Origin of the sequence: Mycolicibacterium stellerae (assembly GCF_003719305.1) — a bacterium.
GTDB classification, from domain to species: domain Bacteria; phylum Actinomycetota; class Actinomycetes; order Mycobacteriales; family Mycobacteriaceae; genus Mycobacterium; species Mycobacterium stellerae.
On sequence record NZ_RARC01000015.1, the window covers coordinates 58,889 to 80,823 of the forward strand.

Genomic DNA, 21,935 nt, shown 5'->3' on the forward strand with positions numbered 1-21,935 from the left:
TCGTCTTCTGGACTCAGGCCAGTGCTCCAGGCAGTACTTCGTCGATCGTCTTTGTCAGTTCGTCGTGAGCAGCGCGGTCCAGCCCGTAGAAGTCGATCGTGTAGGAGAGTGCGTTGTAGTAGGCGACGACCGGTAGGACGAGGAGCCGTTCGAGGTGAGCGATGTCGGCTTCTAGAACCGTGCCGACGTGGCCACCGTGATCGACGTACACACGCAACTGTCGGGCTTGATACAGGGACGGATGTGTCCCGCCGGACAGGAACCCATATATCCCGGAGCCCTGGCGCGCAGTCAAGCTGCTCCCAGCGCCGCGGTGGAGAAGATCGAACAGGTCCGCAACCGGGGCTTCGGGGCCGGGGAACATTTGGCCGGCGATCGCCCGACCGGTCGCGCTTCCACCCAGGTCAGACTTCGTGGTGTCGGGGAACACGGCGATCACGCGGTCCCGAAACTCTGCCCAGTCCTTTTTGGCCCTCTGGTGCGCGGCGGAAGCCTTCGAGTGCATGCGGCCTGCCGCCTGCTTGGCGGTTTCTCGGCTGTTCAACTCTTCCAGGTACGCACGGGCAAGGATGTCGTCAGCAGTGCTGTATGGGTCCCCGAGCACCCAAGCCACGTGTGCCGTGAGCTCCAGGATCGACCGGGCGATCGGTAACGGAGGGAACATGGCCTCTCCATGTCGATACAGCACCGCCAAGCCACCAAGGTGGTTGGCCGCGATCTCGAGATAGGTGACGACCACCTCGGACACCAACGTGAACCCGGCAGGGTCACGCGCAGCGAGCGCCGCCTGAACCTTCGCGGCGGGGGAGTTGTGAGCTGGCAGCCAATGCGACGCCTCGGCGGTGTGCAGGAACGCGGTGCGGCAGCTGTCGGCGAGCGCTGCCAGTTCGACCAGCCGTGGCGGTACTTCCATTAGTGGCACGCTGGCCGGCGCGTGATCGGACACCCGCTCGGCGCCGGCCAGACTTGCTCAGTCCCTCGCGGCGGCGAGTACCTCGAATCGGCAATTGTTATGCGCCGGTCTACGGCGAGCTTTGCTCGTCGAGCCATTTCGTGAAGTCCTTTGGTGTGCGGGGCAATTCGGTATCGAAGATCCTGAGTTCGCGGCATTGCTTCACAGCGTTAAACGCGGCTTTGTCGGCAAAAACGCTGTCGCAGTAGGGCACAGCGATCGACAGGGCGTCAATGTCGTTGATGTCGTTCGGCGTCCACGCATGCAGCCTGTCTCGGTGGTACCGCTCCTTCAGCGATGTCGCGACCCGCGTCGAGGGCATGGAATCGCAGAAATCGCGCAGCTTATCGCGGTCGTAGTCGAGAAGCTCACCGATCGACGTGCCCATCGGCATGGTCAACGAGGTAAGCGCATCGATCAATTCGATCGACATCTCGCGTGCGTTGACCACGTCCCGCAGGCGTCCTGCTCGCAGCTGCGGTTCCGCGTCGAGGTTGGAAACGAGTTCCTGCTCATGCATAGCCCGATGCTTCAGCATTTCGTGCCAATTCTTGCGGGTATAGCCTGCCGCGCGGAGTTCGGGATCGTCGTGGTTCTCGGGCCCGGTGAGCAGCTCGCGGAGGGCCCAGGCGGTCAGCGTCGCCATCGCGTCAGTGCCAATAGCGATGCCGAGCTGTTGCAACACGTGACGAGCCATCGCGTCCGGGTCGGGGGCATTCGTGGTGAGGTTTCCCCGCTTGCCGAATGCCCACAGGACGCTAGGCCCGATCAGCGAAATGGGCCCCTGGGGCGGGATATCGACGCCTGGAATCTTGTTGAGTGCCGCCTCGAGTTCCAACTGCTGGATCTGCCGGCGGCCGAGCATGAATTCGAAACCCGATAGCTCCTCGATGACCGCCACGAGCGTGCGGCGCTGGTCGACGCTGCGGACGTTGTATACCTCGATTACGTGCGTCGCGGACATCGGGAACCTCACTCGGCCCTCCGTGCGGGCTCTCTTGCACGCCTCGTACAGCTCGTCGTAGCCGGGCGGCGCGGTGCCGGTCTTCACCTTCGCTAGGTTGATGACGCCGAACATGTCGATGTACGCCAGCTTTGGTGGTCGAGCCGGCAACACCAGATCGGTCGGCCAGGTCACGTCGCCTCGGATCGCGTATGTGGCAGCCATGGTGCGAGTTGTGACCTTTCATGCAGTTCATTTTCGGCCGCACGCCATGATCCCCTTGGCAGGAGGCTTCGGCAAACGAATTTTCACACGCCTCCGCGTACCCGACGCACGCTGTCACACCCAGATACGACCGGGGCAGTCCGGCTGAGACCACCCGGCCTCGCTCCTGAGGCCCCCACGACGCCGCTGCCCGGCGAACGCAACGGCCGCGAGGACCTAGGCGCCACCGTTAGGTACAACCGCACGGTTCTCGGATCCGCCACGAAGATGAGAAAAACCCGTCCGCCATTTCGATGAGAACTCTGCAACGCCGCAGGTAGAGGCATCGCCATCCGCCACGCAGCTTGAGAACCTACAGCGGCGGTGATCGAGCACGGCAGCTTCGACGCCGCCGCCGACCATCTGCACGTCACACCGTCGGCGGTGAGCCAGCGGATCAAGGCGTTGGAGCAGCGCGTCGGCCAGGTTCTGGTCCGTCGCGAGAAGCCAACGGTGGCGACGCCTGCCGGAATCCCGCTGCTCCGGCTCGCCGCCCAGACCACGCTGCTCGAGTCGGAGGCGCTGGCCGATATGGGCGGCGGCTCGACGGACCGAACCCGCGTCACGATCGCGGTCAACGCTGATTCGATGTCGACGTGGTTCACCACCGTGTTCGACGGGTTGCCAGACATCCTCTTCGACCTTCGGATCGAGGACCAGGACCATTCGGCCCGGTTGTTGCGGGAAGGTGCGGTGATGGGCGCCGTCACCACCGAGGCCGCTCCGGTGCCCGGATGCCGGGTGATACCGCTCGGGGTCATGCGCTATGTGCCGGTGGCCCACCCGGCCTTTGGGGAGCGCTACCTGCCCCATGGGTTCACGGCAGAGGCGGTGGCCAGCGCGCCGTCCCTCGCCTGGAACCGCGACGATGCGCTGCAGGACATGTTGATAAGCAAGGCATTCCACCACCGCGTCAGTCGCCCGGTGCACTATGTGCCCACCGCGGAGGGGTTCGCGTCGGCGGTCCGGGCCCGCCTTGGGTGGGGCATGTTCCCCACCGGTTCTGCGGCCCCGTACCTGGCCGACGGCGCGTTCGTGCAGATATCCGACGTGTACCTCGATGTGCCCCTGTTCTGGCAGTGCTGGAAGTTGGACAGCCTACTGATCAACACCGTCACCGACGCGGTGCGCGCTGCGGCATCCAAGTTGTGGCTGGGCGGCTAATTCGGCTGTTCGTTGGGAATGGAGACACCAGCACTGCACAATGAGACGATCGTCGCAGAACACGGCGATGCGGGCTCTCCCGACGCGCGGCAGGAGAACACGATAAGTACACGGATGCGCTTGGCGGCAGGGCTCTGTGCCCTGTCCGTCGCCCTGCTCTGCGGAGGATTCGGGGAATCGGTCGCGACTGCCGACACAGAAGCCGACGGTTCGGTCAGCGGCACCCCCGAACAGGGCGTCCAGGGCTTCAGCAGCCAGGACGCGGCAGGCACAGTGCAGACCGAGCCGGCCGAAGGCCCAACCGAGACGAACCCCGTGGACTCGATTCCGGAGCTACTGGCGGCGTTGGACACCGATCCGGACTCGGCATCCGGCGATGGCGAATCAGCAGCCGACGGGACTGCCCACGTGGCACCAATCGGCCTGACCGGGCCGATGGCCATCGGCGTTTCGACTGATCAGCAGGTTTCGACTGATCAGCAGGCAGTCACGGCGGCGGCAGCCGATGAGGACAACACGGGCTCCGACTCGAGCGCGGCGACCGCTGCCCAAGCGGTGAGCGAGCCAGAGGTCGCCGTCTCGTCTTCGCCGGCGACGCAGCCCTCGTCAGCGCCCGAAGGCGATAATGTCGCCGTAGCCCAGGACGCTGCTGCGCCTGCGAGCGATCCTCCCGTCGAGGAGTCGACGACTGTCCAACCGGTCACGACAGAGGTCGCATCGGCAACAGAGAGCGCGACGGTTGAGCCCGCGGCGACGGTCAGTGCTGCGCAGACGACCGACGTGATCACAGCAATGGCGTATCTCCTCACCGCGCTGGTCGATAACACTGCCGCGTTGATCCAAATTCCGAGTGAACTTCTCTCAATGCTCGGCTTCCCTCCGATGAGCGCTGAGGCGACCGCGTCGCTGACTGCCGGCGGAGTTGGTGGGAGTCTGTTGGCGGGTGGCCTGTACACCACTGCCCGTCTACAGCTGGCGTCCTCTCTGTCCGCGCCGACGGGCTGGCCGGGAATGCTGATCGCGCCCGGCGATCCGGCCGGATTGGCATCTGGCGCCGCAGGGCATCCGACTGCCGGGGGCGTCGGCGCCAGCGGTGCGGTCGAACAACATCCGGTTGGGCTCAAGGCGGTGCTGGCGGACGGAATCGTGCCGGACGGGGTGCGGTCGATTCTCCAACACACAGTTGACGCCGTTCTGGCCCCGCTGTCCGTGCTTGCGCTGGCTGCATTGGCGTCGCCGGGCGTCGCCGGCCTGCTACTTCTCAGCGTCGTCGGAATGTTCGTCGGGTATCGCCAAGCCAGGGCCGCGTCGATACTGCGGGCGGTGGGCATCGGTCGCTTCGTCAAGGCAGGGCCGCTTGGCGTCGTCAGGTCGGGTGGACTCGTCGCCCTGCATGCCCGCTCGGCGCCGCCCACGGCACGGCCTGCGCGGTCCCGGACGCGAGAGCATCTCACGCCTGTCGCCTGATCAGTACGCACGCCCAACCAAACGTTTGTCCCGCAGGGATTGATTAAACAGCCTGCGTAAATTAGGTTCGCGTAGTTGGAGAATCCCATTCTAACCGCGGAGGACAGATGGCCGGACGGCTCGAGGGCAAGGTCGCTTTCATCACAGGTGGTGCTCGCGGTCAGGGACGCGCGCACGCGCTCGCAATGGCCAAAGAGGGCGCCGACATCATCGTCATCGACATCTGCCGCAACATCGACTCGAACCCGTACCCGCTGGCAACGCCGGACGACCTGTCCGAAGTCGAGCGGTCGGTGAAGGAACTCGGCCGCCGGGTCTTCGCCAGGGTCGCCGACGTACGCGAGCGCCACGAGCTGCGCGACGCGCTCGAAGCCGGTGTCGCCGATCTCGGCAAGCTCGACATCGTCGTCGCCAACGCAGGCATCCTGCCGATGGCGTTCGGAAAAGAGTTCGATCCCATGCATTTCGTCGACGCCACCGACGTCGACCTGCTTGGCGTGATGAACACGGTCGCCGTTGCCCTGCCCCACCTCCCCAACGGCGCTTCGGTGATCATCACCGGTTCGACCGCGGGCATGATCAAGGGCACCAGCGACAACCCGATGATGGGCCCTGGCGGGGCGGGCTACGGCTGGAGCAAGCGCGTGTTGATCGACTACGTCGACCATCTGTGTCTTCAGGTGGCGCCCAAGATGATCCGCGTCAACGCGATGCACCCCACCAACGTCAACACTCACCTGCTGCAGAACGACGGCATCTACAGTGTGTTCCGGCCCGACATGATGGCCGAGGGCAAGCAGCCGACCCGTGAGGACGCCGAGCCCGCCTTCACCTACTTCAATGCGATGCCGATTCCCTACGTCGAACCCGAGGACATCGCCAACCTCGGCGTGTTCCTCGCCAGCGAGGAGAGCCGCTACATCACCGGACAACACATCCGTGTCGACGCGGGCTCAATGCTCAAGTGGCCCAACGGGCCTGGCAAGTAGCCATCAGGCGACGCTGGTCGCGATCTCTTTCGACAGCGGTGCGATCGCGGCAAGGATCTGCCCGGTGGTCTCCTCGGGTACGCCCGCGGCAGCGAGGCTCGCCGCCAGGTGGCCTGCCACCAGGTTGAAGTGGTGCATGGTGATGCCGCGACCCTGATGCACCTGGCGCATCGGCGCACCGGTGTAGGGCAGCGGCCCGCCGAGGGCGGCCGCGAAAAACTCGACCTGCTTGCCCGCCAGGCGAGACATGTTGGTGCCGCTGAAGAAACCGACGAGCTCTGAGTCGGCGAGAACACGGTCATAGAAGTCGGCTACCACGACTTCCAGGGCTTCCTGACCGCCGATCTGGTCATAGATTGTCATGGGCGCCAGTGAACGCCCGCACCATTGCGCGACCATTTCTACGGGTTGCGTGGCCGGAAAATCGGCCTCACAAGGCCGCCGACAGCCGTGTGAGGCGTTCGCTTCAGGAGTTGCGGATCTTGGAGATGAGCTTGTCCTTGCTGAGGTTGGAGTAACCGGACAGGCCAAGCTCCTTGGCCCGCTTCTTGAGGTCGGTCACGGTCCAGTCGTCGAACGACCCCGACTTACCGCCCTTCTTGCCGACGGCCGACTTGCCTCGTGCGGCCGCGGCGTTGGCGATGCGTGCCGACTTCTGCTTGGAGTTGCCTTCCTTACGCAGGTCCTCGTAGAGCTTCTCGTTCTTGATGGTTGGGTTGGGCATTGCTCGCCTCCTTTCGGACTGAACTGATGAGAAATTCCCGCTCATTCAGGTGGACAAACGTCGCTTGTTCTTGATCAGGGTCTCGCCGCGTTCGTAGTTGTCGTCCGCGTTGCAGGTCAGCACGCCGACTGCGGTGCCGCCACGCTCGTACCACGCGGTGAAGCCGTCCTGGTGGTCGATCAGCCTGGTGCTGTCGTAGCCGTCACCCCAGGCGTGGTACTTCACGGTGGCGTCGCCGATCGTCGTCCAGAACCCGGGTACGCCGTCCCATTTCGCGTCCTGACCCGCGGCCACGGCCCCGGCGATCTCGCCATGGTCGACGGCGTCCTGCCAATGCTCGACGTTGATACGACGTCCGGCGGTGGTGTTGATCGCCGACGCCACGTCGCCGATCGCGAACACGTCCGGCACGGAGGTGCGCATGTTCGCGTCGACGACGACCCGGGAGTCGGCCGTGTTCAAGCCGGCGTCTTCGGCCAGCCCGCTCTGTGGCCGCACGCCCGTCGCGGCGAGCACAAGGTCACAGTTGATCGTGACGCCGTTGTCCAACCGCACCGAGCCCTCATCGACGGCCTCGACCGCGACGCCGCCGACGTAGCGTGCGCCGCTTGACACAACCAGCCGTCGCAGCCGTTCGCCTGCCTCGGCGCCAAGCCGGTTGTCCTGTGGGACAGCGTTCGGTGCGACCAATGTGACCGAAACACCTCGCCGGGCAAGGGAAGCCGCTGCCTCACAGCCGATGAACCCCGCGCCGATCACCACCGCGGAATCGGCATCTGAACTGCCGTCCCGCAAGCGCTGCGCATCGGCCAACGCGCGCAGCTGATATGCCCGCTCCCCGCCGGGCACCGGAAGGGGGACGGGCGCCGATCCGCAAGCCAGGATCAGTGACGAATAGGCAAAGCGCTGCCCGTCGGCGATGACGACGTGACCACCGGGATCGATGCGCTCGACTCGGGTATGGACGAGGTCGATGCGGCGCTCGGCATACCACTCGGCCGGGTGGAGCGCGATGTCGTCGGTCTCCCCGCGCAGGAACTCCTTGCTCAGCGGTGGGCGGGCATACGGCAATGCAGGGTCGGCGGTGAGGATGGAGACGGGCGTATCGGAATCATGTCGGCGGAACGCTTCGGCGGCACTCACGCCCGCGGGCCCGCTGCCGACGACGACCATCGCGGAGTTGTTCACGAACAGGCGCATACCCCGCAGAAGGCCGATCACCCCTCCTTGAAGTAGTGCCCCGCGTCGAGGTCATCGAGCAACCCGGAGTGGGTGGGCCGCCAGCCGAGAAGTTCTCGCGTCCTGGTGCTCGTCGCGGGCGCGTCGACCGAGAAGAGGGGGCCGATCCAACCGAAGTGGTCGTAGGCGGAATCGGGGGCGATCGAGTTGACCGGAAGGCCCAGGTGCCTGCCGATCGTCTCGGCGATCTCACGCACCGGCACGCCGTCGTCGTCGGTCGCCTGCAGGATCGACCCGGCGGGCGCGGATTCCACCGCGCGCCGGAAGGCTGCCGCGGCATCGAGGCGGTGCACGGCAGGCCACCGGTTGGTCCCGTCGCCGGGATACGCCGAGACGCCCTTCTCGCGAGCGACCTCGATCAGGCGCGGGACGAAGCCGTGGTCCCCTTCGCCGTGCACGCTCGGCGGCAGCCGCACCACCGCAGCGCGCACGCCGCTATCGGTGAACTCCAGCACGGCCTTCTCCGAGAACCGCGGTAGTTCGGGCGGGGCGGCCTGCTCCTCGGTGAGGGTGTTGCCCGGCGAGAGCCAGAGGATCCCGCCCGCCACGACGAGTGGCCGGTCGGAGCCCGCGAGCGCCCCGCCGAGCGTCTCGATCGCCGTTCGATCCAACTCGGCGCCGCTCAGGAAATCATCGAAATCGTGGTGGAACGCCAAATGGATTACGCCGTCGGAGTTTTCGGCCGCTCGGCGCAGGCTGTCCGGGTCGTCGAGGCTGCCGCGATACACCTCGGCTCCGGCGTCGGCGACGCTCTGCGCCGACGAATCGGACCTGGCGAGTCCCACCACCTGGTGGCCCGCCCCGATGAGCTCGGCCACAACCGCCGAACCGATGAACCCCGTCGCACCCGTCACGAATATGCGCATGTGCCGTCTCCTCCTTGTGATGTCAGCTACTGCCATCACAGTAACGCTGATGACAGTCGCTGTCATTCCACTACGATTCGTCCATGAGCCGGTGGGAACCCAACGCGCGAGGGCGCCTGGAGGAGGCGGCGCTCGACCTGTACACCGAGCGCGGGTTCGACGAGACGACCGTCGCCGAGATCGCCGAGCGCGCGGGCCTGACCGAACGGACGTTCTTCCGCCACTTCGCCGACAAACGCGAGGTGCTGTTCGGCGGGCAGGACGCGCTGGTCGAACTGATCGTCGGCACCATCGTCGATGCCCCCGACTCGATGTCGCCGATCGATGCGGTCGGCGCCGCCCTTGCGGCGGTGGGCCCGGTGTTCGCAGACCGGCACAAGCACGCAGGCCGGCGGCAGGCCGTCATCGCGGCCAACCCCAGCCTGCAGGAGCGGGAGCTGATCAAGCTGTCGGCGCTCGCAGCCGCGATCGCCGATGCGCTGCGTCGTCGCGGCGCCACCGATTCGGCGGCGAAACTGACCGCGCAGGCCGGCGTCGCCGTGTTCAAGGTCGCCTTCGAGAGATGGATCAACGAGGGCAAGCGAGATCAGCTGGCGCAGTACATGCGGGAGTCCCTCGACGAGCTCAAGGCGGTCTCGAGGGGCTAACGATTCGCCTCGTCGGCCGCGCCGACGTGTCGTGCTCCGGTGACGCGGTGGCCTACTGGAACCCGTGATCCGGATGGCTTCCACCGCAGCCACGCTGACGGCATTGCTTGTCGTCGCGCTGCCATCGGCCGCCGCGGCGCCCGCGACCGACGACGGCGGCTACGTGAACTCCACCGCGCGGTGCGCCGCGCCCAGCACGGTCGTCGTATTCGGCAGCACGGACACCTCGCGCGTCGCGATCTGTGAGACCTCGGGCGGCGAGTACGAATATCGCGGTGTGCGCCTCAGCGACGGCGCCAAGCTGATCATTCCCGCCGAGGCGTCGGCCGACGGCGCCTTCGTAGCGGAGAGTGGCGGGATCGGCTACCTGATCACCGCGAAGTCACTCGTCGTCAGCGAGGGCAACAAGGTGATCCGTGAGGAACCGATGGTGGAGTTCCACGGCCCGGCGGCTCCGGCCCAGCCGGCGGCAACGCCGACGTCCACGACGCCGTTGCCGCCACCGTTGCCGGCCGAGCAGGGTCACGAAGGCTGAGCCGCGCGCCAACCCTGCGGCGGCTTGCCGGACAGCGCCGACGTCAACTGCTGGGCCGCCGTCTGCACCGCGCGCACCAATTCCGTTGCGGGCAAGTGAGATCCCTGCTGGCGCCGTGTCACGCTGAACGCCGCAACCGGGTGGCCGGTGTGGTCGAAGGCGCATGCCGCCACCGACTGCAGCCCGGGCGTGATGAGCCCGACCTCTTCGGCCCAGCCCTGGCTCCGCTCGGTCTGTAACAGCCGCCGCAGCTCCGGAAGGGAGGTGGGGCCCTCTCCTGTTCGGTTGACGAACGCGCGGGACGACGGAAACAAGGCACGCACCTGGGCGGCGGGCAGATACGCAAGCATGGCGCGTCCGCTCGCGGTCAGGTGCGCGGGCATGCGCACACCGATCCCTGTCAGCGTGACGGCCATGTGCGCCGCGGTCGGATGTTCGCGAAGCAGGTAAAGGGTTTCCGCGCCGTGCAGGATCCCGAGGTGGGCGGTCTCGTGCACCTGGGCGACGAGTTGCTTGAGCACCGGGCGTGCCCACATCTCCAGTGGCCCGTGCCGGAGGTAGGCCGAACCCACCTCGAACGCCGACACCCCGAGGCCGTAGGTGCGCTGATCGGGCAGATGCACGACGAACCCGCGCTCGGTGAGGACCTCGAGCAGGTGGTAGGCCGACGAGCGCGGCATGTCGAGATCACGCATGATCGCCGCGCCGGACACCGGGCCGGATCGTCCGGCCAGATACAGCAGCACGTCGAGGGCCCGTCCCACCGCGGGGGATGTGCTGGACATGGCTGGCCTCCCCGGGGCAGATGTCTCGGATACGAGACATTAGTGGGTTTCGGGGTCTGGAAGCAACGACCGGTGATCGGGTGTGCTGAAGCCATGACTTCTGTAACCGAGCCGCACACGGTCCGCGCCCCGCGCGGTACGACCATTTCCTGCAAGGGGTGGCAGCAGGAAGCGGCGCTGCGCATGCTGATGAACAACCTCGATCCCGAGGTCGCCGAACACCCCGAGGATCTCGTCGTCTACGGCGGCACCGGCCGCGCCGCCCGCAACTGGCCGGCGTTCGACGCGATCGTGCGCACGCTGCGCGACCTCGAGGACGACGAGACCCTGCTGATCCAGTCCGGAAAGCCGGTCGGCGTCTTTCGCACCCACGTCTGGTCGCCGCGCGTTCTGCTGGCCAACTCCAATCTCGTTGGAGATTGGGCGAACTGGGAGAAGTTCCGCGAGCTGGAGGCCGCCGGGCTGACGATGTACGGGCAGATGACCGCGGGCTCATGGATCTACATCGGCACGCAGGGAATCCTGCAGGGCACCTACGAAACCTTCGGCGCGGTCGCGAAGAAACTCGCGGCATCTGGCCGCTATGAGCACAGTGACGGAACACTGGCCGGGACGATCACGCTGACGGCGGGCGTCGGCGGCATGGGTGGCGCCCAGCCGCTCGCGGTGACCATGAACGAGGGGGTGGCGATCTGCGTTGACTGCGACGAGAGCCGCATCGACCGGCGCATCGAGCATCGCTACCTCGACACCAAGGCCGCCGACATCGACGAGGCCCTCGCGTTGGCGGTCGAGGCGCGCGACGCCGGGCGGCCGCTGTCGATCGGCCTCGTCGGAAACGCCGCCGACGTCTTTCCCGAACTGCTCGACCGCGACGCGCCCATCGACATCGTCACCGACCAGACGTCGGCACACGATCCGTTGTCCTACCTGCCGAGCGGCATCCTGTTCGAGGACATGAAGAAGATGGCCGACAAGGACCCGGTGTACTTCACCGAGCAGGCGCGCGACTCGATGGCCAAACACGTGAAGGCGATGGTCGGCTTCATGGACAAGGGCGCCGAGGTGTTCGACTACGGCAACTCGATCCGGGACGAGGCGCGCAAGGCCGGCTACGACAGGGCCTTCGATTTCCCCGGTTTCGTTCCCGCATACATCCGCCCCCAGTTCGAGGAGGGGCTCGGCCCGTTCCGGTGGGCAGCACTGTCGGGCGACCCGAAGGACATCGAGGCGACGGACCGCGCGATTCTCGAACTCTTCCCCGACAACGCGCACCTGCGTCGCTGGATCACCATGGCCGAAGAACGGGTCGCCTACCAGGGCCTGCCCGCCCGGATCTGTTGGCTCGGCTACGGCGAGCGGCATAGGGCGGGCCTGAAGTTCAACGAGATGGTCGCCTCCGGCGAGCTGTCGGCGCCGATCGTCATCGGCCGCGACCACCTGGACTCCGGCTCGGTCGCCTCCCCGTATCGGGAGACAGAGGCGATGGCCGACGGCTCCGACGCCATCGCGGACTGGCCGCTGCTGAATGCCTTGGTGAACACGGCGTCCGGCGCTTCGTGGGTGTCGATCCACCACGGTGGCGGCGTCGGCATGGGCCGCTCCATCCACGCGGGCCAGGTATGTGTGGCCGATGGGACGGAGCTGGCGGCGCAGAAACTCGAACGCGTGCTCATCAACGATCCCGGCATGGGCGTCATCCGCCACGCCGACGCCGGCTATGAGCACGCCATCGCGGTCGCCGCCGAGCGCGGAGTTCGAATTCCCATGCAAGAGAACACATGACGTCCTTTGACTCGCTGTGGGAGTCGATCCTCGACGTCGGTCGCGAACCGGCCACCGGCGGCTACCGCAGATTCGCATGGAGCAGCGCCGATCTCACGCTGCGCGAATGGTTCACCGCCGAAGCACAGGGTCGCGGCATGACCGTGGAGGAGGACCGAAACGGCAACATGTGGGCCTGGTGGATGCCCGCAGGCTGGAGCGGGGACCCAAGGGGCGCATTCGTCACCGGATCTCACCTCGACTCGGTGCCCGACGGTGGCGCGTTCGACGGGCCGCTCGGCGTGGTGTCGGCGTTCCAGGCGGTCGATATCGTGCGGGCCCGCGGCGTCGCGCCGGTCATCCCCATCGCCGTAGTGGCCTTCACCGATGAGGAGGGTGCCCGGTTCGGCGTGGCCTGCGTGGGGTCGCAGCTGAGCACAGGGGCGCTGACGGCCGACCGCGCGCTGGCACTTCGCGACAACGACGGCACCACGCTGGCCGATGCGCTGCGCGACGCAGGCCGCCGTCCCGAACAGCTCGGTCCCGACGACACCCTCACCGATCGCGTCGGCGTGTACGTGGAGCTTCACGTGGAACAGGGTCGGGCACTGGCGGACCTGGGGCGTCCGTTGGCCGTCGCCTCGTCGATCTGGCCGCACGGCAGATGGCACCTCACCTTCGGCGGTGAAGCCAACCACGCCGGGACCACGCGACTGGTGGACCGCCGTGACCCGATGCTGCCGTTCGCCTCCGCTGTGCACGCCGCGCGCATCGAAGCCGCCCGCCACGCCAGCGTGGCGACCTTCGGGAAGGTCAGGGTCAGCCCGAACGGCGCGAACGCCATTCCGTCCCGCGTCGACGCGTGGCTGGACGCCCGCGCCGCCGACGAGGCCACCCTGGCCGCCGTCGTCGAGGCGATCCGGCACGCGGCAGCGCAGTATGCCTCCGACGGCCACGTCAGCCTGGACTTCGATGCCGAGTCGATCACCCCGATTGTCGAGTTCCCCGATGCGCCGCGTCTGCGGCTGCAGGCGGCGCTGTCGCGGTTCGGCGAGGTCCCCGTGTTACCGACTGCCGCCGGCCACGACGCCGGGATTCTTTCGGCGAAGGTGCCGACGGCAATGCTGTTCGTGCGCAACCCCACCGGGGTGTCCCATTCCCCCGAGGAGTACGCGGAGATCGCGGATTGCCGTACCGGCGCGGAAGCGCTGGCGGATGTGATGGCCGATTGGGTGTCGCGGTGACCGACGAGACATTCTGGTGTGAGAACGCGTGGCTGGACGGCGAGGTCGTGCAGTCCGTTGCGGTCAGCGTTAGCGACGGAAGGATCACCGCGATCGAGACCGGTGCCCCGCCGGTGGCGTCGCGACTGCTGAACGGCCTTGTCATCCCTGGACTGGCCAACGCGCACTCGCACGCCTTCCACCGGGCACTGCGGTCGCGGACCCAGCGCGATCGCGGCAGCTTCTGGACGTGGCGAAAGCTGATGTACCAAACGGCGGGACAGCTGACGCCGGAGCGCTACCGAGTCCTTGCGACGGCCGTCTACGCCGAGATGGCGCTGGCGGGAATCACCGCGGTCGGCGAATTCCACTACCTGCACCACGATGTCGGCGGCAGGCGCTACGCAGATCCGAATGAGATGGGCAAGGCACTCGTCGCAGCGGCGTCGGACGCGGGTGTGCGCCTGACGTTGTTGGACACCTGCTATCTGCGCTCCGGACTCGACGGCGCACCGTTGGCCGAGGGACCGCAACAGCGGTTCGGCGACGGCACCGCCACCGGATGGGCCGAGCGGGTGGACGGGTTGAGACGCGATGTCGAATCAGAGGCGCAGGTGATCGTCGGCGCCGCAATACATTCCGTACGGGCTGTGCCGCCGTCCGAAATGGGGATCGTGGCGGCGTGGGCAGACACCCATGACGCACCGCTGCACGTGCATTCCTCTGAGCAGACGGCCGAGGTCGACGAGTGCGTGGCGGTGCACAACTGCACCCCGACCGCACTCCTGCGCGACAACGGAGTCCTCGGGCGGCGTACCACCGCGGTGCACGCCACCCACCTGACCGACGAGGACATCGCGGACATGGACCGCACGGCGACCGGTGTCTGCTTCTGCCCGACGACCGAACGTGACCTCGGCGACGGCATCGGACCCGCGACCGCGTTGCTGGCAGGGCGGGGGTTGTTCAGCCTCGGTTCCGACAGCCACGCGGTGATCGACCTGTTCGAGGAGGCGCGCGCCGTCGAACTCGACGAGCGCCTGGCCCGCCGCGAGCGCGGAATCATCTCTGCGGCAACGCTGCTGGACGCCGCCACCGCCGCCGGCCAACACGCCCTTGGCTGGCCGGACGCGGGCGCCCTGCGGGTCGGTGGGCATGCCGACCTTGTCGCGGTCGACACCCGGTCCATCCGTACCGCGGGTGGCGGAGCCACCGCGGAGAACATCGTCTTCGCCGCGTCGGCGGCTGACGTCACCGACGTGATCGTCGACGGCCGACACGTGGTGACCGAGGGGCGACACGTCGGGCTTCCCGATGTCGGTGACGCTCTTGTCCGGGCGATCGGGTGTCAGCTTTGACCGTTCTCTACGACAACATCGGCGAGCTGGTGACCAACGACCAGACGCAGGGCGACGGTTCGCTCCTCGGTGTGCTCGACGACGCCGCCATGGTCGTCGACGGCGACCGTATCGCCTGGATCGGACCGGCAGGCCGGGCACCTGCCGCAGAACGCCGGGTGGACTGCGGAAACCGAAGCGTGATACCGGGATTCGTCGACAGCCACGCCCACCTCGTCTTCGCAGGGGACAGGTCGGCCGAGTTCGCCGCGCGGATGAGCGGCGTGGCATACGACGGCGGCGGCATCGCGACAACGGTTTCGGCGACCCGCGCCGCGGACGACGGCGAGCTGTCGGCCAACCTCGCCCGGCTGACCGGCGAGCTCTTGGCCGGTGGCGTAACCACTTTCGAGACCAAGAGCGGATACGGCCTGACCGTCGCCGACGAACTGCGGTCGCTGGAGATCGCCGGACGCGCCACCGCGGAGACCACCTTCCTCGGTGCCCACGTCGTTCCCACCGAATACCGTGACCGCCGCGACGACTACGTCAGCCTCGTCGCGGGGGACATGCTGGCGGCGTGCGCGCCACGGGCCAGGTGGATCGACGTGTTCTGCGATCGCGGCGCCTTCGACGTGGACGAGGCGAGGACGATCCTGCAGGCGGGCGCCGACGCCGGTCTCGGTCTGCGCATGCACGCCAGCCAGCTCGCTGCCGGACGGGGCATCAAACTCGCCGTCGAGTTGGCCGCGGCGTCGGTGGACCACTGCACCTATGCCGACGACAGCGACCTCGAGGCGCTCGCCGCGGGCACCACCGTCGCCACCCTGCTTCCCGGCGCCGAATTCTGCACCCGTGCACCGTGGCCCGACGGCAGGCGCTTCCTTGACGCGGGCGTGACGATCGCACTGGCGACGGACTGCAATCCCGGCACGTCGTTCACCACCAGCCTGCCGTTTTGCATCGCGTTGGCGGTCCGCGATATGCATTTGACGCCCGCAGAGGCATTGAGGGCGGCCACCGCGGGCGGAGCGGCAGCCCTGCGGCGCGACGACATCGGAGCGCTCGCACCTGGCATGCGGGCAGACTTCGTCCGGCTCGATGCACCCTCCTACATTCACCTCGCCTACCGGCCCGGCGTGCCCATCGTCCACGACGTGGTGCGGTCGGGCGCTTCAACGCAACGAAAGCAGATCGAATCGTGATGAATGAGTCCAAAGTCGTTGTCGGGGTTGGCCCGGTCACCTTCGCCGATGTCGTCGCCGTCGCACGCCATGACGCTCGGGTGAGCATTTCCCCCGATGCGCTCGACGCAGTCGCGGCCAGCCGTGTCCACATCGAGGCGCTCGCTGAACAGCCGACTCCCGTCTACGGGGTGTCCACCGGGTTCGGCGCGCTGGCCAGCCGCCACATACCGCACGAATCACGAACGCAGTTGCAGCGCAGCCTTATTCGGTCACACGCCGCGGGCACAGGTGCCGAGGTCGAGCGCGAGGTGATCCGCGCGATGATGCTGCTGCGGTTGTCGACCCTGACGACGGGCAGGACCGGGGTCCGTACAGAGACGGCGCAGGCCTACGCGGATCTCCTGTCCGCCGGGTTGACGCCGGTCGTGTACGAGTACGGCAGCCTCGGCTGCTCCGGCGACCTCGCACCGTTGGCGCACGTTGCACTCGCGGTGATGGGCGAGGGTCACGTCCGCTCCTCCGACGGTGCACTGAAGCCGTCGGCAGAGGCGATGGCCGAGCATGGGCTCACACCGGTGACCTTCGCCGAAAAGGAAGGGCTTGCGCTGATCAACGGCACCGACGGAATGCTCGGCCAGCTGGTGCTCGGGCTCACCGACCTGCACAACCTCTTCCGGCTCGCCGACATCGCGGCGGCGATGAGCGTCGAGGGTCTGCTCGGCACCGACCGCGTCTTCGCCGACGATCTGCAACGGCTGCGCCCACACCCGGGCCAGGCAGTGTCGGCGGCGAACATCAACCGCATGCTCGCGGGTTCGGCGATCGTCGCCAGCCACCGCGGGGACGACTGCACGCGGGTGCAGGACGCGTACTCCCTGCGCTGCGCACCTCAAGTCGCAGGCGCCGCGCGGGACACCGCCGACCACGCGCGTGCGGTCGCCGAACGCGAATTGGCAAGCGTCGTCGACAATCCCGTGATCACGCTGGACGGACGTGTCGAGTCGAACGGCAACTTCCATGGTGCCCCGGTGGCCTACGTGCTCGATTTCCTTTCCATCGTGGTTGCCGACCTGGCCAGCATCAGCGAACGCCGGACCGACCGGTTCCTGGACGCCGCGCGCAGCCACGGCCTCAACCCGTTCCTTGCCGACGATCCCGGCGTCGACAGCGGCCACATGATCACGCAGTACACCCAGGCCGCGATCGTGTCCGAACTCAAACGGTTGGCCGCCCCCGCGAGCGTGGACTCGATCCCGTCGTCGGCGATGCAGGAAGACCACGTGTCGATGGGCTGGTCGGCAGCACGCAAGCTGCGCAGGGGCATCGACGGACTGACGCAGGTGCTCGCGATCGAGGTGCTCAACGCCGCCCGCGGCATCGAACTCCGCCAACCGCTGACACCGGCACCTGCAACCGCGGCGGTCATCGCGGCGCTGCGGCGACATGTTGCCGGGCCGGGCCCAGACCGCTATCTGGCACCCGAGATCGGCGCCGCCGTCGAGCTTGCCCGGACAGGGGCGTTGGTCGAGGCCGCGGAGGGCTCGGTGGGTCGACTGTCCTGACTCAGCGCGCCGATGGTGTGCGAGTCATGGGGCTTCGCGGTTTGGCAGGCAAGGTCGTCGTCGCGGGTGGCGCGACCGGAATAGGTGCGGCCACGAACCTCAGGTCATCAACATCGACGGCGGTACGGTTCTGCGATGACTGCTGCATCCCGCGAACGCGCCGAACTGGTGAAAACGATGCGTGACGTCGGTCCCGACGCGCCGACGCTCTGTGGCGAATGGACCGTCCGTGACCTGGCGGCCCACCTGGTGATTCGCGAACGCCGTCCCGACGCAGCGGCGGGCATCATGATTCCCGCGCTCGCCGGTTACACCGCCCGCAAGCAGCAGCACCTCACCGACACCACGCAGTGGCCGGAGCTGCTGGACATGGTCGCGTCGGGCCCGCCGCTGTACTCACCGTTTAAGCTGCTCGATCCCCTGGTGAACACCACGGAGATGTTCATCCACCACGAAGACGTCCGCCGCGCGGCGCCGGGCTGGCAACCGCGAAACCTCGACGGCGACCTGGAGTCGGCGCTACGCAGGCAGGTGCGATTCGCGGTCCGGCTGTCTCTGGGCCGCGCCCCTGCAACCGTGACGCTGCGGGACTCAGACGGCGCGATGCTGGCATCGGTCGGCAAAGGCCCGCAGTGTGCGATCAAAGGGCCGGCGCCCGAACTTCTGCTTTTTCTGTCCGGCCGCGACGCGGTGCAGATCGAATTCTCCGGTGACGATGACACCGTTGAGCAGGTGCGAGAGGCCCGCCGGGCGCTGTAGCTCACGTTCGGCGATTGCGAACTACACAGCTGCGGTCGGTATCGTGGTCAGGTCATCTTGATCAGGAGCAACGCAGTGACCCTCAACACGATCGCACTCGAGCTGGTGCCTCCCAACGTGGAGCGCGGGCCGGAGTATGCGGTGGAAGAGGCGCGCAAGGTGGCAAGGATCTCCGCGGAGTCCGGCCTCGCAGGCCGGCTCAAGCACGTGATGATCCCCGGGATGATCGAGGAGGACGACGACCGGCCCGTCCCGATGAAGCCGAAGCTCGACGTGCTCGAATACTGGTCGCTGATCCAGCCGGAGTTACCCGCGCTACGCGGGCTGTGCACGCAGGTCACGCCCTTCATGGACGAGGCGGCGCTTGGCGAGCGGCTGGCGTCGCTTCGTGCCGCCGGGTTCGAGGGCATCGTGTTCGTCGGGGTGCCCCGCACCATGAACGACGGCGAAGGGACCGGTGTCGCACCGACGGATGCACTGTCGATCTACCGCGAGGTGGTCGACAACCGCGGTGCGATCCTGATCCCGACCCGGGAAGGCGAGCAGGGCCGGTTCGACTTCAAATGCAACCAGGGCGCCAACTACGGCATGACGCAGCTGTTGTACTCCGACGCGATCGTGGGGTTCCTCACCGATTTCGCCGAGAACACCGACCATCGGCCCGAGATCCTGCTGTCCTTCGGCTTCGTGCCCAAGGTCGAAACCAGAGTCGGTCTGATCGACTGGCTGATTCAGGACCCCGGGAATGCGGCGGTCGCCAACGAGCAGGAGTTCGTCCGGTCTCTGGCGAGCCGCGATCCCGCCGATAAGCGCCAGCTGATGGTGGACCTGTACAAGCGGGTCATCGACGGCGTCGCCGATCTGGGCTTCCCGCTGAGCATCCACTTCGAGGCGACATACGGGGTATCCGGCGCCGCCTTCGAGACGTTCGCGGAGATGCTCGCCTACTGGAGTCCGGACCGCTAGAGCGCGCGAATCCCGGTGTAGGCCAACAGAACACCGACGATGAGCAGGACGGCCGCCGTCACGGTGGCATGCTCACGCTGCATCCAGGCCCTTCCCTGTTCGAGTCGCTGCTCGACGCGCTCACCTGCCACCAGGTAGGCGAGAATCGGCGCGATCACCGTCGATCCGGCAAGGGCGGTGTAGAACGCTACGGCGAGCCAAACGCCGACGCCGACCGCGGCGGTCCCGATGATCAGGCCTGCCGCGGCGTTGATGACGACCACCTTGGGATTGGCCACCACCAGCCCGAATCCAATGACCCCCGCGCCGACGGGTTTGATCCGGCTCAGCCGGTTGAGGAAGGCAGGCGGGCGCGTCTGACGTTTCCGCGTCACCCACCGCCCGACGGCGAGGGCGACGAGCAGGACACCAACGGCGATTCGCACCCATGGCGCCCACGTCGGGGACTCTCGGCCGAGCCCGTCGACCCGGTGGGGCAGTTGTACGAAGACGATGGTTAACACCGCCAGCCCGGCAAGCCAGCCGGCCATGAAGGCCAGCCCGGTAGGTCTCGGGCGGGCGGTGTGCAGAACGAGCACCACCGCCGGAATTATCGATACCGGCGACAGCGCGACGACGAGCGCGAGCGGTACCAGCTCGCCGAGCAACGAGTCGGCGGACTAGCGCGCAGGGGTGCGTTCGGGGGTGTGCCTGCCGAGTAGGTAGGTCAACCAGCGGAGATCGATGAGCACTTGATCGCCCTTTCTTTGTTAGGCGGTCTTGGTGAGTAGAGGTAGGAGGCGGCGACGTTCGCCGATGCGATCGGCGATGTCGTGAAGCGCCTCGGCGACGGAGCCGACAGTCGGGAACGTCTCACCTTCGCCGAACAACCGCAGTGTCCGGTGAACGTGTTGGCTACAGACGACCGACCAGTCAACGCCGGCGTGCTCGCAGTCCTCGTCGACGGTGTAGAGCAGTGAAATGCATTCCGGCGCAAACGAACTCACGCCAGTCAGATCCAGTACGAACGGCTTCTCCGTCAGGACGAAGCGCCGTGCATAGGCAGTGATGACATCGAGGTTCGACTCGTTGATTTCGCCGCTGACCGTCACCACGGTGGCCAGCTGACGACACAGTGCACGCACCTGTGCGCCGCTGCAGTCGAGTGCTGGGTTTCCGTACATGAGGTCAAAGCTATGCCGCTCATCTAAGGCATTGGGGAGCGTCCGGTAATACTTTGCTAAGAACCGTTTTTCAGGCTGCCGGAATCTAAGGACGGCGGAATTGTGCGCCGGAGTAGTTCTCCCACGGGCTGTAGTCCGCGATCAGCTCTTCCTGTGGTGGTCGCAGGTCTTCTGGCACGTGTTGCAGGTTGATTCGGATGCGGTACCAGATCGAACTCGGGCCGCGCATACCGTCGAGTAACACGTCTACGGGCTTAAGTTTCTTAGCTACTTCCTCATATTTGTCCCGCCAGGTTTCGAGCGCGGCCATCGCTTCGTCCTTGGTCTTGGTGCGGGCGATTTCGATCAGCGGCATCGATGAAACACGGCCTCCCCCGCTGCCGGTTCCGCTTTGGGTCCTCTTCGCGCCCTTCGGTGCTTTCTCGGCAGGGCCGAGCCGGTCGGCGAGGTCGAGTAGTTGGTCGAGGCTGCCCGCCGCGTCGTCCATGCCCTCCCATGGATCGCCGCGTTCGGCGAATCGGGTGGGCACACTGGCGATGGTGAAGTTCTCAGGGCGACAGTCGGCGACGTCGTCCCACAGCAATGGCGTCGACACCCTGGCATCGCGCATGGCCCGCACCGAGTAGGCCGAAGCCACCGTGCGGTCGAACGCGTTCTGGTTGAAGTCGACGAACACGCCCTCGCGTTCTTCCTTCCACCATCGCGCGGTGGCCAGGTCGGGCGCGCGCCGCTCGACTTCGCGGGCCACCGCCTGTGCGGCCAACCGGACGAACTTGAACGGCCACCGCCGCTCGATGCGCGCATAGATGTGGAAGCCGCGCGAGCCCGACGTCTTCGGCCACGCGGTCAGACCGTGGTCTTCGAGAACGTCGCGGGCGACCAGCGCGACGTGAATGATCTGTCGCCAGTCGACCCCCGGCATCGGATCGAGATCGACCCTCAGCTCGTCGGGGTGGGCGAGGTCGTCGGCGCGGACCGGATGCGGGTTTAGGTCGACGCAACCGAGGTTGACGGCCCACACCAGACCGGCGGCGTCGTGAAGGACCGCCTCCTTCGCCGATGTGCCCGACGCGTATCGCAACTCGGCGACATCGACGTAGGCAGGACGGTTCTTCTCGGGCGCCCGCTTCTGGAAGACGGCCTCTTCGGTGATGCCCTTGACGAACCGCTTGAGGATCATCGGCCGCTCGGCGACGCCGCGCAGCGCCCCCGGAGCCACCGCCAGGTAGTAGTGGATCAGGTCGAGCTTGGTGACGCCGAACTCTGGAAAAACGACCTTGTCGGGATGGGTGATCGGCACCAATTCGCCGTCGACCTCCACGTGCTCACCCCGGGAGGAGGATGCGGCCATACCGCCATGGTAGTTACGCAGCACTTTCCGGCCGCGCTGCGACGGTCG

22 protein-coding genes are annotated in these 21,935 nt (G+C 67.0%); 12 read left to right on the forward strand and 10 right to left on the reverse strand.

Annotation, left to right across the window (positions count from 1 at the left end; genetic code table 11):
• Positions 1 to 13: 13 nt before the first annotated feature.
• Both D6M19_RS19040 and D6M19_RS19045 read right to left on the reverse strand, forming a co-directional pair.
• Positions 14 to 913: a hypothetical protein gene (locus D6M19_RS19040; RefSeq protein WP_123026812.1), complete on the reverse strand. Its 900-nt coding sequence runs from the start codon at positions 911 to 913 to the stop codon at positions 14 to 16.
• Positions 914 to 1,022: 109 nt separating this feature from the next.
• Positions 1,023 to 2,030, reverse strand: coding sequence for a hypothetical protein (locus D6M19_RS19045; RefSeq protein ID WP_164478580.1), 1,008 nt, complete (start codon positions 2,028 to 2,030; stop codon positions 1,023 to 1,025).
• Between the two features lie 453 nt (positions 2,031 to 2,483).
• Here D6M19_RS19045 and D6M19_RS19050 point away from each other — a divergent pair, with 453 nt between their 5' ends.
• From D6M19_RS19050 to D6M19_RS19060, 3 genes are all read left to right on the forward strand, one after another.
• The gene (locus D6M19_RS19050; RefSeq protein ID WP_123026814.1) at positions 2,484 to 3,323 is read left to right on the forward strand and encodes a LysR family transcriptional regulator ArgP; all 840 of its coding nucleotides are present in this window, start codon (positions 2,484 to 2,486) and stop codon (positions 3,321 to 3,323) included.
• An 18-nt stretch (positions 3,324 to 3,341) separates the two neighbouring features.
• A complete protein-coding gene (locus D6M19_RS19055; RefSeq protein ID WP_123026815.1) occupies positions 3,342 to 4,790 on the forward strand; it encodes a hypothetical protein in 1,449 nt (482 codons plus the stop codon).
• A gap of 107 nt (positions 4,791 to 4,897) precedes the next feature.
• The gene (locus D6M19_RS19060; protein WP_123026816.1) at positions 4,898 to 5,779 is read left to right on the forward strand and encodes a mycofactocin-coupled SDR family oxidoreductase; all 882 of its coding nucleotides are present in this window, start codon (positions 4,898 to 4,900) and stop codon (positions 5,777 to 5,779) included.
• 3 nt (positions 5,780 to 5,782) lie between these two features.
• Here D6M19_RS19060 and D6M19_RS19065 read toward each other — a convergent pair whose 3' ends face one another.
• The 4 genes from D6M19_RS19065 to D6M19_RS19080 all read right to left on the reverse strand — a co-directional run bounded on the left by D6M19_RS19065 (position 5,783) and on the right by D6M19_RS19080 (position 8,608).
• Positions 5,783 to 6,178, reverse strand: a complete 396-nt coding sequence (locus D6M19_RS19065) for a group I truncated hemoglobin (RefSeq protein WP_123026817.1) — start codon at positions 6,176 to 6,178, stop codon at positions 5,783 to 5,785.
• A gap of 67 nt (positions 6,179 to 6,245) precedes the next feature.
• The gene (locus D6M19_RS19070) at positions 6,246 to 6,503 is read right to left on the reverse strand and encodes a DUF7218 family protein (protein ID WP_123026818.1); all 258 of its coding nucleotides are present in this window, start codon (positions 6,501 to 6,503) and stop codon (positions 6,246 to 6,248) included.
• 45 nt (positions 6,504 to 6,548) lie between these two features.
• The gene (locus D6M19_RS19075) at positions 6,549 to 7,724 is read right to left on the reverse strand and encodes an NAD(P)/FAD-dependent oxidoreductase (RefSeq protein ID WP_234834940.1); all 1,176 of its coding nucleotides are present in this window, start codon (positions 7,722 to 7,724) and stop codon (positions 6,549 to 6,551) included.
• Positions 7,721 to 8,608, reverse strand: a complete 888-nt coding sequence (locus tag D6M19_RS19080; RefSeq protein ID WP_123026819.1) for an SDR family oxidoreductase — start codon at positions 8,606 to 8,608, stop codon at positions 7,721 to 7,723. Before D6M19_RS19080 ends, D6M19_RS19075 begins: the two co-directional genes overlap by 4 nt.
• 83 nt (positions 8,609 to 8,691) lie before the next feature.
• On the opposite strand from D6M19_RS19080, the gene D6M19_RS19085 reads away from it, so the two are divergent.
• Complete coding sequence (locus tag D6M19_RS19085) at positions 8,692 to 9,255, forward strand: TetR family transcriptional regulator (protein ID WP_123026820.1); 564 nt, start codon at positions 8,692 to 8,694, stop codon at positions 9,253 to 9,255.
• Between the two features lie 73 nt (positions 9,256 to 9,328).
• Positions 9,329 to 9,790: a hypothetical protein gene (locus D6M19_RS19090; protein ID WP_123026880.1), complete on the forward strand. Its 462-nt coding sequence runs from the start codon at positions 9,329 to 9,331 to the stop codon at positions 9,788 to 9,790.
• Here D6M19_RS19090 and D6M19_RS19095 read toward each other — a convergent pair.
• On the reverse strand, positions 9,778 to 10,575 hold the full coding sequence (locus D6M19_RS19095; RefSeq protein ID WP_123026821.1) for an IclR family transcriptional regulator: 798 nt from the start codon (positions 10,573 to 10,575) through the stop codon (positions 9,778 to 9,780). The genes D6M19_RS19090 and D6M19_RS19095 overlap by 13 nt on opposite strands.
• A gap of 93 nt (positions 10,576 to 10,668) precedes the next feature.
• Between D6M19_RS19095 and hutU the strand changes: the two genes are divergently transcribed.
• From hutU to D6M19_RS19130, 7 genes are all read left to right on the forward strand, one after another.
• Complete coding sequence (hutU, locus tag D6M19_RS19100) at positions 10,669 to 12,360, forward strand: urocanate hydratase (RefSeq protein ID WP_123026822.1); 1,692 nt, start codon at positions 10,669 to 10,671, stop codon at positions 12,358 to 12,360.
• Positions 12,357 to 13,583, forward strand: a complete 1,227-nt coding sequence (locus D6M19_RS19105; RefSeq protein ID WP_123026823.1) for an allantoate amidohydrolase — start codon at positions 12,357 to 12,359, stop codon at positions 13,581 to 13,583. Before hutU ends, D6M19_RS19105 begins: the two co-directional genes overlap by 4 nt.
• Complete coding sequence (locus D6M19_RS19110) at positions 13,580 to 14,920, forward strand: formimidoylglutamate deiminase (protein WP_123026881.1); 1,341 nt, start codon at positions 13,580 to 13,582, stop codon at positions 14,918 to 14,920. The genes D6M19_RS19105 and D6M19_RS19110 overlap by 4 nt, the downstream gene beginning before the upstream one ends.
• Positions 14,917 to 16,104 carry an imidazolonepropionase gene (gene hutI, locus D6M19_RS19115; protein ID WP_206428570.1) on the forward strand — a complete coding sequence of 396 codons (1,188 nt, stop codon included), beginning with the start codon at positions 14,917 to 14,919 and terminating at the stop codon, positions 16,102 to 16,104. The genes D6M19_RS19110 and hutI overlap by 4 nt, the downstream gene beginning before the upstream one ends.
• A complete protein-coding gene (gene hutH / locus D6M19_RS19120) occupies positions 16,104 to 17,648 on the forward strand; it encodes a histidine ammonia-lyase (protein WP_123026825.1) in 1,545 nt (514 codons plus the stop codon). Before hutI ends, hutH begins: the two co-directional genes overlap by 1 nt.
• A gap of 135 nt (positions 17,649 to 17,783) precedes the next feature.
• Entirely contained in the window at positions 17,784 to 18,407 is a 624-nt protein-coding gene (locus D6M19_RS19125) for a TIGR03085 family metal-binding protein (RefSeq protein WP_123026826.1), read from the forward strand.
• Positions 18,408 to 18,482: 75 nt separating this feature from the next.
• Positions 18,483 to 19,373 carry a mycobacterial-type methylenetetrahydrofolate reductase gene (locus D6M19_RS19130; RefSeq protein WP_164478581.1) on the forward strand — a complete coding sequence of 297 codons (891 nt, stop codon included), beginning with the start codon at positions 18,483 to 18,485 and terminating at the stop codon, positions 19,371 to 19,373.
• On the opposite strand, the gene D6M19_RS19135 is transcribed toward D6M19_RS19130, so the two are convergent.
• From D6M19_RS19135 to D6M19_RS19145, 3 genes are all read right to left on the reverse strand, one after another.
• On the reverse strand, positions 19,370 to 20,020 hold the full coding sequence (locus tag D6M19_RS19135; RefSeq protein WP_123026827.1) for a GAP family protein: 651 nt from the start codon (positions 20,018 to 20,020) through the stop codon (positions 19,370 to 19,372). The two genes, D6M19_RS19130 and D6M19_RS19135, sit on opposite strands and share 4 nt — an antisense overlap.
• Before the next feature lie 102 nt (positions 20,021 to 20,122).
• Complete coding sequence (locus D6M19_RS19140) at positions 20,123 to 20,536, reverse strand: STAS domain-containing protein (RefSeq protein ID WP_123026828.1); 414 nt, start codon at positions 20,534 to 20,536, stop codon at positions 20,123 to 20,125.
• A gap of 85 nt (positions 20,537 to 20,621) precedes the next feature.
• Positions 20,622 to 21,887: a DNA polymerase domain-containing protein gene (locus D6M19_RS19145; RefSeq protein WP_123026883.1), complete on the reverse strand. Its 1,266-nt coding sequence runs from the start codon at positions 21,885 to 21,887 to the stop codon at positions 20,622 to 20,624.
• Between the last annotated feature and the right edge of the window lie 48 nt (positions 21,888 to 21,935).